We start from the raw sequence: 13,811 nt of genomic DNA, 5'->3' as shown, positions 1-13,811 counted from the left end.
CCTTCTCCACCGCTCTGAAGTCCTTCACTTTGAAGGTGCTAGTCACAGAATTAAGTATCGTGAAACATTATTTCAAGCGTAAACTGTTCAAAACTAATGAGCAAAAACTGTTCAAAATTACTTGACGGTTACATGTGCTTCTTCAAGTTCCTTCAAATATTCATTATTACCATAAAGCATATATCCCCTAATGCTCATTCCCAACAAATTTTGATCACGAAGTTGTTGTTCAAGTAAAATTACTTTGTACATGCGATCATCAATTAGAAATTGATATTTTTCATTGATATTTTTTAATGATAAAAAACCTATTACACCAATAATAGCCATAATTATACCGACACTTAAAAAACCAATCCACAACTTTCTTCCCACGGTAAACTTCACGATTTCCCTCTCCCCCATTTATTCCCACGATTACTTATTCACCTATATACAAATCTTCTTGATTATATCGCAAGTAATTTCATACGTATACAAGAACTACTATTCCATAGGAAAAACGCAACCTTTCACTTACTTAATTACTTTCTCCTAGTAGTAGTTTTAATTATTCATAGGTAATTAGTGAATTTCTCATATCAAAAAAACCACAGCGTGTACCTTTATATCTAATTTATAGATATAGGACTTCTACAGCTGTGGTTTTTCTACTTTTCTACTACGTCGGTTTAACATGTCTCACTATGCATCATTTAGCTGTCGGCAACTACCATTTTATCTAGTTCTTCTGTCGCTAAATGGATTCCTTTTTTAAAAATCGCAACCATTTCAGCTAATTGTTCTCTTGTAGTGGCTAGGGGTGGCATTAAGACGATCACGTCGCCAAGGGGTCTTGTCAATAAACCAAGCTCTCTCATTTTCAATGTGGCTCGATAAGCTACACGACTTTCAGGCAAGAATGACTCTTTTGTAAATGGATCTTTTACAATTTCGACTCCGCACATTAAACCGCACTGTCGTACATCACCTACATGAGGTAGCCGTTTCACGTCTTCTAATAATTGTTTAAGTACTACTGACTTCTCCGCAGCTTGTTGCACAAGTTGTTCCTTTTCAAAGATCTCTAAGTTCGCCAACGCAACAGCGCACCCTAACTGATTACCCGTGTAGGAATGGCCATGAAAGAATGTTTTCATTTCTTCATGTTCGCCGTAGAAAGCTTGATAGATTTCTTCTGTTGCAAACGTAGCCGCCACCGGTAAATAGCCCCCTGTCAGCCCTTTTGCTACAGTCATTAAATCCGGTTGAATCGCTTCATGTTCTACAGCGAACATCTTTCCAGTACGTCCGAAGCCAGTGGCTACTTCATCTACAATTAGAAGTACATTGAATTCCTTGCACAATGCCTCCACCCCTTTTAGGTATCCAGAAGGCATCGTATTCATTCCCCCTGCACCTTGAATCATCGGCTCGAGTACCATTCCTGCTATCTCTTCATGGCTCTCTTCAAATAACAATCGCAACATTTCTAAACTCTCATTTCGCACGATGTTTTCCTCACCAGAAGGATGTCTATAGACAGCTGGGAATGGAATAACGAGTGCATCAAATAATAAAGAGCTATACACTTTGTGGTACAACTCAATAGAACCAACACTCATCGTACCTACCGTATCGCCATGATATCCATTGCTCAGCGTAACAAATTTCGTCTTTTTACGAACCCCTTTATTTTGCCAATACTGATACGCCATCTTGACAGCAATCTCTACAGCTGTTGCACCACTATCTGAATAGAATACACGCGTCAGTCCTTCCGGTACTAACTTCACTAATTTCTCCGCCAATAAAATAGAAGGAACATTAGCCGCTCCTAGTAAAGTTGAATGGGCAATTGATTGTAATTGTGTTTGAATCGCTTCATCTAATTCCTTTTTCCGATGACCATGGACATTCAACCATAAAGAAGAATAGCCATCTAAATACGTATTTCCGTGGATATCAGTGACCGTCACCCCTTCACCACTTTTTATAATGAGTGGGTCTCTTTCGTAATCAGACATTTGTGTAAACGGTAACCACATATATCGCTTACTTTTCTCCAATAATTCATTTGTTTCCATCTTGTAACGCCTCCTGTACAATCTTGTAATTCCACTGTTTATAGCATGCTTTTCTTTTTACCGGGTCAGTGAGTGTATCATGAATATCGTCCTGGTATGGAATAATACCGATGACTGGTACATCACTTAATAGAGCAATCATCCGCATATTATCTTCCGTAATTCCAGTTTCTTGCGGCACCAATTCATTAAATAGCAAACCCGCAATTGGAATGCCTCTGGATTTCATCGCTTCTATAGAAAGAAGCGTATGATTGATCGTCCCAACGCCCGTGCGCGTCACCAATATAACCGGCGCCTTCAATTCCTCCATCCAATCAATTAAGCAAAAACCGTCTATCGTCAGTGGAACATAAAGTCCACCCGCACCTTCTACTACAACACCATCATAAGTTCTTTCAAGTTGTCCAACGGATTGCGTCAGCCTTTTCGGTTCAATTGTCATTTCCTCTAAACTAGCAGCCAAATGAGGCGAGCATGGCGTTTTCAATAAATAGTTAGCTGGTTGAAGTTCATCATCTAACGAAAGCCCATATGTCAGAATATCTGGCGCGAACCACTTCCCCTCTTGTAAAACCGCACCTGTTTGAACAGGTTTGAATGGTACGAAATGTCGACCGTGTTCTCTTAAACAATCGCTGATCAACACCGTCGCAACTGTTTTCCCTACATCGGTATCCGTTCCTGTGATGAATAATACAGACATGATTTCAACTCCTTTAAAAATATGGGTTAACTAAACACAAAGTTATGTTAACATATACTTTGAAAGACAACAATGGTTAATGGGAGGATTAGAAAATGAAAGCGAAAGAAATTGTACTATGCGCTCTATTTGCGGCACTTATGGGAGTTGGGGCGAATATCGCTCCTTTACTGACGATTGGCGGGGTCCCTGTTACCCTTCAATTGCTGTTCGCAATACTAGCAGGCGGATTATTAGGGAGTAGGCTAGGTAGCTTGTCTATGTTGGCATATTTATTCATCGGACTCGCGGGCGCACCGATTTTCGCTCAATTTAAAGGTGGGATAGGCAGTTTCCTTAGCCCAACATTTGGCTACATTATTTCTTTTATTCTCGTAGCTTATATTGTGGGGAAGATTTTCGAGCGGAAACAATCTTTATTTAGCTACTTAAGTGCAGGCACGTTAGCTATAGCTGCTAACTACTTGATCGGGACAAATTATATGTATTTTGCTTATATGTATTGGATGGAGGCTCCTGCTGGCTTTAGCTATGCCCTCGCTTGGTCTTGGATGGTCGCTTATTTGCCGCTAGACATTGGTGTGACCATTCTTTCCATCGTACTCATTCCAAAAGTACAAAAGGCCGTCAAGTTTCAACCCATTCGCAAACAACCTAGTATTTAAAAAGAACCCATCCATTGCGATGGGTTCTTTTATGTTAACAACTAGATTCTTAGACATGTAGTCGTTTATAATACTAAAGACAACTTAGAAAGGAAGGAATCGTTTTGGAACTACTCGGTATTATAGCACCTGTACTTTTTATATTCTTAATAGGCTTTATTGGACAAAAGCTACTCTCATTTGATATCAAAACGATATCCACCGCTGCACTATATTTACTATCCCCTTTTCTAGCTTTCCGCACATTTTACACGAATAAATTGGATAAGACGTATTTATACATAGTAGTGTTCGCCGTTTTATTAACTATCGTATTATTTCTAATTGTTTGGGTGACTGCCAGTGCGATGAAGGCTACTCGTTCGCAACGATCCGCTATGATTCTAAGTGGCGTATTCATGAATAGCGGGAATTATGGTGTACCTGTCGTACTGTTCGCATTCGGTAATGAGGCGTTTAATTACGGTGTCATCATGATGGTATTTCAGTCGATATTGATGAATTCAATCGGCATTTTCTTCGCTTCTATCGGTGGAGAAGCCCATGCTACGTGGAGAGACTCGATGCAACGGGTGATTCGGATGCCTTTGATCTACGCGGCAGCTCTTGGGATCATTTTTCAAGTGACTTCCGTTCCATTGGCTGATTCACTAATGCAAGGAATCGACTTAATCGCTGATGCTTCTATACCCATAGTTATGTTAGTTCTCGGAATGCAATTAGCCGTAATCGTGCGCAAACGAGTCGCATACCATCACGTCACAGCAGCTACGATTATACGGATGATTGTCTCTCCATTAATCGCAGTAGGAATTTTATTATTTTTACCAGTAAGTGATTTACTTAAAGCAGTACTAATTATCCAAGCAGCTATGCCAAGTGCTGCCAATACGACGATGTTCGCACTGCAGTTTGGCACAGAACCCGACTTAGTTTCATTTACAACATTAATTACTACACTGCTCAGTTTGTTAACCATTCCGATCGTACTCTTTTTCGTCATGAACTGACCAAAATGCTGTTAAAAATTTTCTATTCGTCACAATGGTATTTTTTTCGGTTTTCTAGTATACTATAACTTCATGACTTTGAGAGAGGTACTCAAGGATCTCTTATGTTTTTACATAACTACTAAGTTAGAAGAAACTATAGATGAATGAAGACTGAAGCAGTTAGGACGTGTTACTCTTGTCGACAGAACTTTTTATCACAACGGACTTTCAACGCCGATGGGTCAATGAATTGACTGAGGCAGGTCCGTTTTTCAGTAGCTATTCAGAGCCATCTGATACATTTTCAAAATTCCCAAAAGAGAATATCCAAAAACTTGTAGATATGGGCTATACGACACTGACATTACCGAAAGAATTCGGTGGTCCAGGCATCTCGGTGACAGATATGGTACTATTCCAAGAGACTCTTGCTCGATTCGATAGCGCTACTGCACTCGCTATCGGCTGGCATCAAGGAGTCGTCGGTGAATTATTTGAAAACCGTAAATGGACCGAAGAACAACTAAAACAATTTAGTGAAGCTATTCAGCAAGGCGCTCTCGTCAATCGTTCCGTAACGGAAGCACAGACCGGCAGCCCAACGCGTGGCGGACGCCCCCAAACGACAGCAATGCGTTCAGCAGAAGGATGGGTAATTTCAGGAGAAAAAACTTTCACGACAATGGCCCCCGCCTTAACGCATTTCTTAGTTTCTGTTTGGATTGAAGAAAAGCAAAAAGTTGGTTTCTTTTTAATACCGCGCGAGTCAGAAGGGCTTTCCATAAAAGAAACATGGCATACAATTTCTATGCGTGGTACAGAAAGTCAAACACTTGTGCTAGAGCAAGTCAAAGCGACTGAAGAGCAGTTAGTCGAAGTGAATGAGGCTTCACGAGGTAATAAACAAAATGGTTGGTTACTTCATATCCCTGCTTGTTATTTAGGGATTGCCCAAGCTGCACGGGACTACGCTGTACACTTTGCAGCAACCTACCAACCAAATAGCTTGAATGAACCAATCGCTTCCCTTTTTAGTATACAGACACAGATTGGCAAGATGGATCTTGAACTTATTAAAGCGCGTCACCTCCTATATGATATCGCCGGCATTTATGATGATCACGCTCGCCGTATTCATTTACAAAATGAACTAGGTGTGGCGAAGTCCATCGTAACAAACAGTGCGATTGAAATAGTTAATCTTGCGATGCGTATTGTAGGCGCGAAGAGTTTAGAACTTTCCAATCCCCTTCAACGCTATTACCGAGATGTGCGTGCGGGTCTTCATAATCCTCCAATGGACGATATGACGATTACAAAGCTAGCACACGCAGCAATTAGCGAGCAACAATGACCAAAAGACTTGTCGTTAGTGGTTATAAAGCACATGAGTTAGGGATATTCAATGAACAACATCCGGGTATTGCGATTATAAAAAAAGCTTTGACCGATCAGTTATTGACAATGCTCGATCAGGGACTTGAATGGGTGATTATTAGTGGGCAACTCGGGGTCGAGACATGGGCAATTGAGTGTGTCTGGGACTTGCAAGAAGACTACCCCCATTTACAATATGCCGTAATCACTCCATTTCTTGATCAGCAAGCTAATTGGAATGAGACAAAAAAAGAAACATATGAACAACTCATCGCCCTAGCTGACTATTTCGTTAGCCTAACAAACAAACCATATGAAGCTCCGTGGCAATTCGTTGAAAAGAATAAGTTTCTACTTCGAAATTCAGACGCTTTATTATTAGTCTACGATGAAGAAAATGAAGGTTCCCCAAAGTTCATCAAGCAAATGGCTGCACAATTAGCTGAAACAACAAATTATGAACTATTGACGATCACAGCAGATGATCTACAACTCATAGCTGAAGATTTACAAAGAGAACAATGGGAATAAAAAAGCGCAATGCTGAGCATTACGCTTTTTTTATTTATTTTACGATTTTCAAAACTTTTTTAAATTCTACTGTCCCGGCTTCGCCTATCAATTCATATAAAGCAGTTTCCACGCAAGTAGCGGATACACCGAGACCTTTCATTTTTTCTAGACCGATTTGTTTATTCGCTACCGTTCTAGAACTCACTGCATCTTCTACAACTTCTACTTCATATCCATTTTCCACTAAGCCTGCTGCAGTCATGTAAACACAAATATGCGTCTCGATTCCAGCGATTAGCACTTGCTTGCGGCCTATTATTTCTAGTTGCTTCATAAATTCTTCATTGCCCACTGCACTAAATGTCATCTTGGCGATCGGCTGTTGTCCTTCTAGCAAGCTAGCTAATGATTCACTTGTAGGGCCAAGTCCATCCGGATATTGTTCTAACCATAGTGTCGGGATATTCAATACTTGCAAACCTTTGATTAATTTTTCAAGGTTCTGATGCAATGCTTCACTATCGTTCACAATTTGCGCGAGTTTTCCTTGTACGTCCACTAAAACAAATACCGTTTGATCTTTTTGTAACATATCTATAACCCCCTTCTTCTACAATTACTTCCGCTAGTATACCATGTTTACAGAGTAGTTAGACAAAACGATAAGAAATTGGAATGATATCGTTTCACTCTTCGCTTCTAATTATTTTTGCGTCTAAAATAACTAAAACCACTCCCCGCAAAGGTAGTGGCTAGTTAAGTTATTAGTTCTTTACTGTTGCTGTTTGTTTTGCTTTCGCTTTTGCTTCAATACGGCGTGCGTGTAAGATCGGCTCTGTGTATCCGCTTGGCTGTTCAGCAGCTTTGAAGATTAAGTCACAAGCCGCTTGGAACGCGATGGATTCTTCGTAGTTAGGAGCCATCGGTTGATATAGTTCATCGTCAGCGTTTTGCTGATCAACAACTTTTGCCATACGCTCCAATGTTTCCCGAACTTGTTCTTTCGTACAAACATTGTGACGCAACCAGCTTGCAATGTGCTGACTTGAAATACGCAATGTTGCACGATCTTCCATTAAACCTACATCATTGATATCTGGAACTTTTGAACAACCAACACCTTGATCGATCCAACGAACAACATAACCTAAAATACCTTGTGCATTGTTATCAAGCTCTGCCTGAATTTCTTCAGCAGACCAATCTGTGTTTGGCGCCAAAGGAAGATCTAAAATCCCATCACGATAATCAATTGAACTATCAATTCCCGCTTGTACTTCTTTCACATTTACTTCGTGATAATGCAATGCGTGCAATGTTGCAGCTGTTGGAGATGGTACCCATGCCGTGCTTGCACCTGCTTTTGGATGAGCAATTTTCTGCTCTAGCATTGCAGCCATTAAATCTGGCATCGCCCACATACCTTTACCAATTTGCGCGTGACCTGGAAGTCCCGCTTTGATACCGATAGCTACGTTAGATGCTTCATATGAAGAAAGCCATTTAGACGTTTTCATTTCATTTTTACGGATAACCGGTCCAGCTTCTAAAGAAGTATGGATTTCGTCTCCAGTACGGTCAAGGAAACCTGTGTTAATGAACGCAATACGTTCTTTAACCGCGTTGATTGCAGACTTCAAGTTCAATGACATTCTACGCTCTTCGTCCATTACACCGATTTTCAATGTATTACGCTCTAGGCCTAATAGGTCTTCGATACGATCGAATAATTTATTAGCAAAAGCAGCCTCTTCTGGACCGTGCATTTTCGGTTTAACGATGTAAATTGAACCATGGCGAGAGTTTTTGAATTCTGTGTCAGCTTTCAGATTATGTGTAGCAATCAAGGAAGTCATGACACCATCCAAAATCCCTTCAGGTATTTCGTTATTATTTTCATCTAAAATTGCATTATTCGTCATCAAGTGACCTACGTTACGAACAAACATCAACGAACGACCGTGTAGCGTTAAACCTTCGCCATTCACAGTTTTATATGTGCGGTCTGGGTTCATTCTTCTCGTAACTGTTTTGCTGCCACGTTGGAACGACGCTTCTAGATCGCCTTTCATTAAGCCCAACCAGTTACGATAGATAGCTACTTTATCTTCAGCGTCTACAGCCGCAACTGAATCTTCACAGTCCATTAATGTAGAAAGTGCCGCTTCCAGAATTAAGTCTTTAACACCCGCTTTGTCTTCTTTACCGATTGGATGATTGCGATCGATTGCGATATCAATGTGCAAACCGTTATTTTCTAGTAAAACAGCTGTCGGTGCAGATTCTTCTCCATTATATCCAACAAGTTGAGAAGCCTTTTTCAAGCTTGTCTTATTACCATTCACAAGTGTAACTTCTAATTTGCCGTCTGATATTACATATGCAGTAGCTTCCGCATGAGAACCTTCTGCAAGTGGGGCTGCTTGATCAAGCAAATCTTTCGCAAAGTCGATAACTTTTTGACCACGGACTGGATTGTATTCCGAACCCGCTTCCGCGCCACCTTCATCACTAATAACATCCGAACCGTAAAGTGCATCGTACAGGCTACCCCATCTTGCATTCGCTGCGTTTAATGCATAACGTGCATTATCTACAGGTACAACAAGCTGAGAACCTGCTTGCGTAGCGATTTCACTGTCAACGTTAGTAGTTGTCACTTGAAAATCTTCAGCAATCGGTTCTAAGTATCCAATCTCTGTTAAGAATTCTTTATATTTTTTGGAATCTATAGTCCCATTATTATTTTGGTGCCATTCGTTAATTGCTTTTTGCAATTCGCCACGTTTTTCTAATAGTGCTTTGTTTTCAGGAGCAAGTTCATGAATGAGCGAATCAAAGTTTACCCAAAATTGATTTTTTTGGATTTCTAAACCTGGTAGGACTTCCCCATTTACAAAGTCAAAAAGTTCTTTTGCGACTTGCAATTTACCTACTTGCTGATAATTTGTCATAGAATAAAGACACCCCTTAAGAATTTTTGCGCCACTCTGTTGTATAACATGTAGCGATGAACACGAATCTTCAGTAGTTAATCATAGATTCCCAGCAGCCAAAAATAAAGATGCAGGTTCATAAACAATCAGCCATTCCCTTGTGTCGAAGATGTGTTAGTCCCTATCATACCTAATCTCTATGAAACTTTCAACTAAATTGTGAAAATTTTCACATCGTTATATTAGACTCGTTTTTTGCGTTTTTCTTCAGTTATATAACAGTAGCACAGTTTTTCCGAAGTAACTAACAGACAAGTTGACACACTGTTTTTCATGTGATAGCTTAATAGACAGTCATCTAAATTGAATAGTTTGAAAATAGGTGGAATGAATAAAAATTCATTTCTTAAAAGGGAATCCTTAACTTTGGGAGCGGTCCCGCCACTGTGAAGACGCTTTTGCGTCCAGCCAGATACCTGCCTATTTTTTTATGACGCTTATTCCTACGGTGAATAGGGAAGTGTTAGACACACGCGGTCTATAAATGCATGCTTTTTTGGCATGTTTTTTACACATACGTGCATTTCTAACATTTCTCTTAGAAATGCTTTTTTTATTGAAAAAAATATCAAGGGGGAACTAACAAATGGTAAAAAGCAGTATTGCGGGATATCCCGTTATTGGTGAGAATCGTGAATGGAAACGTGCACTAGAGGCATTTTGGTCGAAGAAAACATCCGTGGAAGAACTTCTTCAAACAACGAAAGAGATCCGTCTAGCTAACTTAAAGAAACAACAACAAGCAGGTGTTGACCAAATCGCAGTCGGAGACTTTACACTATATGACCGCGTGCTTGATACGTCTGCAATGTTTGGTATTATTCCTGCTCGTTACAATTGGCAAGGCGGCCAAGTTTCTACATCGACTTACTTCTCGATGGCACGTGGAAATGACGACGCTGTCGCTTCAGAAATGACCAAATGGTTCAATACGAACTATCACTACATCGTTCCTGAATACGAAGGACAACGTTTCCAATTGACTGAAAACAAACCACTCGCTGCCTACCGTGAAGCTAAGCAAGAGCTAGGTATTGAAGGTAAACCAGTTCTCCTCGGCCCCTATACATTACTAAAATTATCTAAAGGCTATGAAGAGAAAGACGTACCATCCATCATCTTGCAGTTGATTCCCTTGTATCAAAAAGTTTTGCAAGAGTTGCAAGATGAAGGTGTTCAGTGGGTGCAAATTGATGAACCCATTCTTTGTACGTCCATCACTTCTGATGAAATGAAAGCAGTGACAGAAATTTATTCACAATTAACTAAAAATATAGACGGCTTGAATATATTATTGCAAACGTACTTTGACTCTGTAGAACACTATGAAGATACCATCGCGTTGCCGGTAACTGGAATCGGATTAGACTTCGTACACGGCGGTGACAAGAACTTAGAGAATCTTAATAAAATCGGATTCCCTAAAGATAAAGTGTTAGCTGCTGGAATTATTGACGGTCGAAATATTTGGCGCTCTGATTTGGATGCGAAATTAATATTGTTAGAGACAATTAAACAACAAGTAAAAGCAGAAAAGCTATGGATCCAACCATCTAGCAGCCTTCTTCACGTACCTGTAACAGTCCGTTCTGAGAAAAAGTTAGATACAACTATTTTAAACGCCCTTGCGTTTGCAGATGAAAAGATTAAAGAAATTAACATATTACAAGCAGCATTAACACAAGGCAAGGACAGTGTATCTGCAGATCTTAAGCAAAACAAAGAGTCTCTTGTTGCATTCAATGCACTACCCGCACGCAAGCGTCCAGACGTACGCGATGCAACATCAGGTAGTATCCTTTCAGATAGTAAGCGGAATTCACCATTCACTGAACGTAAAGTGAAGCAACAAGAAAAGTTCCAATTACCACTATTGCCAACAACAACAATCGGTAGTTTCCCACAAACTCCAGAAGTACGAGCTACTCGTAATAAATGGAGAAAAGGTGAAATTACAGATCAGCAATATAAAGATTTCGTTAATGCAGAAATCAAAGAGTGGATCGATATCCAAGAAGATCTTGGACTAGACGTTCTTGTGCACGGTGAGTTCGAACGTACAGATATGGTGGAATACTTTGGGGAGAAACTTGATGGCTTTGTCTTCACCGAAAAAGCTTGGGTTCAGTCTTACGGTTCACGTTGTGTCAAGCCACCTATCATCTTTGGTGATGTAGCATTCACAGAAGCAATGACTGTGGAAGAATCTGTTTACGCAAAATCCCTTACCGATCACGAAGTAAAAGGAATGCTGACAGGTCCTGTTACAATCCTGAACTGGTCATTCGTTCGTGATGACCTCTCCCGTGAAGCCGTAACTAACCAAATCGCCCTTGCACTTCGTAAGGAAATTGAGTCACTAGAAGCTGCAGGAATTCATATGATCCAAGTCGATGAGCCAGCACTTCGCGAAGGACTACCATTGAAGAAATCTGAGTGGAAACAGTATTTAGACTGGGCAGTTAATGCATTCCGCGTATCTACTGCATCCGTTGAAGATACGACGCAAATTCACACACATATGTGCTATTGCGATTTCAACCACTTCATTGAAGCAATTAGCGATCTAGATGCTGACGTTATTTCAATTGAAACGTCGCGTAGTCATGGTGATTTGATCGAGTCGTTCAACAGTTATCACTACGACAAAGGAATTGGTCTTGGCGTCTATGACATCCACAGCCCACGCGTTCCAGCGGTCGAAGAGATGACGGAAATTATTGATAAAGGATTAGAAGTTCTAGATCCATCTCAGTTCTGGATTAATCCAGACTGTGGCTTGAAGACAAGAAAGCGCGAAGAGACTGTAGCTGCATTGAAAAACATGGTAATCGCTACAGAAGTTGCACGTGAGCGTTTAGGCGTTACAGTAAAATAACAAAAAGAGCAGATCCTCCATTGGGTCTGCTTTTTTGTCGAATATTATTAAAAATTAGAACTAGCTTCGTGGTAAATTTCTTCAGCTAAAATTGGAGCTACAAATGCTTTCCAGTCCATTGCTAGCAACCACGCAGTAGCAGCTTCGATGTCTTTTGAGAAGATACGGTCTTGCGTGATACTAGGCACGACTAGTCTCGCCTCTTTATGGAAGGCTTTTGAAAAGTCCGCTAGTTTTTCAACTCCACGATACTCCGTTGCTTGCAGTGCGCAGATTAATTCAATTGCTAATACTCTGCGGGCATTTTGTATTATTTGATGCGCATGACGCGAGCCAATCGTCCCCATGCTGACATGGTCTTCTTGGTTAGCGGAAGACGGAATGGAGTCTACACTTGCTGGGTGCGCCAACGTTTTATTTTCGGATACGAGTGAAGCCGCTGCGTATTGCATAATCATCGCGCCCGACTGTAAACCTGGTTTCGGGCTTAGGAATGGAGGTAAGTCATTTAATTGTGGATTGACTAGACGCTCAATTCTACGCTCGGAAATATTCGCGAACTCAGCCATTGCTACTTTCAAGAAATCCATTGCAAACGCAATCGGCTGACCATGGAAGTTCCCACCCGAAATGACTTTCTCCCCATCATCGAAAATTAACGGATTATCTGTCGCCGCGTTCATTTCAATTTCAAGTTTCTCTTTTACATAATCCAGCACTTGCCAAGAAGCTCCGTGGACTTGTGGAATACAGCGTAGCGAATACGCATCTTGAACACGTATTTCCCCTTGCCTAGTCGTTAACTGACTACCTTTGAACATTCGACGCATCCGTTCTGCGACTTCTGTTTGCTGACGGTAGCCACGCGCTTCGTGAACATCCGCGTCAAACGCATCCACAATGCCGCACAATCCTTCTAATGTTAATGTAGAGATTGCTTCCGCTTGATATGCCAGTTGCTCCGATTCTATATAATTGACTAACCCCATCGCTGTCATCGCTTGCGTTCCATTAATAAGCGCTAAACCTTCCTTCGCTTTTAACGTTACAGGTTCAATTCCTTCTTTAGCCAACGCAATAGCCGCTTCCATTCGTTGCCCTTCATAAAACACTTCGCCTTCCCCCATCAGCACAAGTGCCAAGTGAGAAAGCGGAGCTAAGTCACCGCTTGCACCAAGTGATCCTTGCTGCGGAATCACTGGATGAATACGTGCGTTGACGAGGTCAAGTAAACGTTCGATAACGACCGGTCGAATACCTGAAAAACCTTTTAGTAGTGCGTTTGCTCGTAATAACGTCATCCCACGCGAAACGATTTCAGGAAACGGTTCGCCAATACCGCACGCGTGTGAATGAATTAAATTTAATTGTAACTCCTCTGTATCTTCAGGTGCGATAAACACATCACTAAACTTTCCGAATCCCGTCGTTATGCCGTATACCACTTTACCTTCTGCTACGATTTTCTCTACTGCTTCACGGCTTTTCTGAACTGCTTTCATACTTTCTTCTGAAGCCTTCACAAATGCTCCATTCACCAATACTTCTTTCGCTTGTTCAATAGTTAATGTTCGTCCTGTTAATTCAATCATACTTATTCCTCCTCGTTGTCTATTCG

Annotated in this window: 11 protein-coding genes and 1 riboswitch; of the genes, 5 read left to right on the top strand and 6 right to left on the bottom strand. The window is 40.9% G+C overall.

The window, feature by feature from the left end; translation table 11 throughout:
• Window positions 1-117 precede the first annotated feature (117 nt).
• The 3 genes from CSV79_RS07620 to bioD form a co-directional block, all read right to left on the bottom strand.
• Complete coding sequence (locus CSV79_RS07620) at window positions 118-387, bottom strand: CHASE3 domain-containing protein (RefSeq protein WP_158232489.1); 270 nt, start codon at window positions 385-387, stop codon at window positions 118-120.
• A 308-nt stretch (window positions 388-695) separates the two neighbouring features.
• A complete protein-coding gene (bioA, locus tag CSV79_RS07615) occupies window positions 696-2,066 on the bottom strand; it encodes an adenosylmethionine--8-amino-7-oxononanoate transaminase (RefSeq protein WP_099688443.1) in 1,371 nt (456 codons plus the stop codon).
• Window positions 2,053-2,772, bottom strand: coding sequence for a dethiobiotin synthase (gene bioD, locus CSV79_RS07610; protein WP_099688442.1), 720 nt, complete (start codon window positions 2,770-2,772; stop codon window positions 2,053-2,055). The genes bioA and bioD overlap by 14 nt, the downstream gene beginning before the upstream one ends.
• 95 nt (window positions 2,773-2,867) lie before the next feature.
• Between bioD and CSV79_RS07605 the strand changes: the two genes are divergently transcribed.
• The 4 genes from CSV79_RS07605 to CSV79_RS07590 all read left to right on the top strand — a co-directional run bounded on the left by CSV79_RS07605 (window position 2,868) and on the right by CSV79_RS07590 (window position 6,337).
• Window positions 2,868-3,437: a biotin transporter BioY gene (locus tag CSV79_RS07605; RefSeq protein WP_099688441.1), complete on the top strand. Its 570-nt coding sequence runs from the start codon at window positions 2,868-2,870 to the stop codon at window positions 3,435-3,437.
• 104 nt (window positions 3,438-3,541) lie between these two features.
• Window positions 3,542-4,447: an AEC family transporter gene (locus CSV79_RS07600; protein WP_099688440.1), complete on the top strand. Its 906-nt coding sequence runs from the start codon at window positions 3,542-3,544 to the stop codon at window positions 4,445-4,447.
• A 178-nt stretch (window positions 4,448-4,625) separates the two neighbouring features.
• On the top strand, window positions 4,626-5,783 hold the full coding sequence (locus CSV79_RS07595) for an acyl-CoA dehydrogenase family protein (protein WP_199171890.1): 1,158 nt from the start codon (window positions 4,626-4,628) through the stop codon (window positions 5,781-5,783).
• The gene (locus CSV79_RS07590) at window positions 5,780-6,337 is read left to right on the top strand and encodes an SLOG family protein (protein ID WP_099688438.1); all 558 of its coding nucleotides are present in this window, start codon (window positions 5,780-5,782) and stop codon (window positions 6,335-6,337) included. Before CSV79_RS07595 ends, CSV79_RS07590 begins: the two co-directional genes overlap by 4 nt.
• Window positions 6,338-6,371: 34 nt before the next feature.
• On the opposite strand, the gene CSV79_RS07585 is transcribed toward CSV79_RS07590, so the two are convergent.
• Window positions 6,372-6,911, bottom strand: coding sequence for a hydrolase (locus CSV79_RS07585; RefSeq protein WP_099688437.1), 540 nt, complete (start codon window positions 6,909-6,911; stop codon window positions 6,372-6,374).
• A 172-nt stretch (window positions 6,912-7,083) separates the two neighbouring features.
• Window positions 7,084-9,273 carry a malate synthase G gene (locus tag CSV79_RS07580; RefSeq protein ID WP_099688436.1) on the bottom strand — a complete coding sequence of 730 codons (2,190 nt, stop codon included), beginning with the start codon at window positions 9,271-9,273 and terminating at the stop codon, window positions 7,084-7,086.
• A 345-nt stretch (window positions 9,274-9,618) separates the two neighbouring features.
• Window positions 9,619-9,753: riboswitch (cobalamin riboswitch) on the top strand.
• A 148-nt stretch (window positions 9,754-9,901) separates the two neighbouring features.
• Here CSV79_RS07580 and metE point away from each other — a divergent pair.
• Window positions 9,902-12,193 (top strand): 5-methyltetrahydropteroyltriglutamate--homocysteine S-methyltransferase, encoded by a 2,292-nt coding sequence (gene metE / locus CSV79_RS07575; RefSeq protein WP_099688435.1) that lies wholly within the window; start codon window positions 9,902-9,904, stop codon window positions 12,191-12,193.
• Between the two features lie 47 nt (window positions 12,194-12,240).
• Here metE and hutH read toward each other — a convergent pair whose 3' ends face one another.
• A complete protein-coding gene (gene hutH, locus CSV79_RS07570) occupies window positions 12,241-13,785 on the bottom strand; it encodes a histidine ammonia-lyase (protein WP_099688434.1) in 1,545 nt (514 codons plus the stop codon).
• Between the last annotated feature and the right edge of the window lie 26 nt (window positions 13,786-13,811).

Source organism: Sporosarcina sp. P13 (genome assembly GCF_002743055.1).
Classification (GTDB): Bacteria; Bacillota; Bacilli; order Bacillales_A; family Planococcaceae; genus Sporosarcina.
Note: the sequence above shows the minus strand (reverse complement) of the source record. Positions and strands in the feature narration are given on the sequence as shown.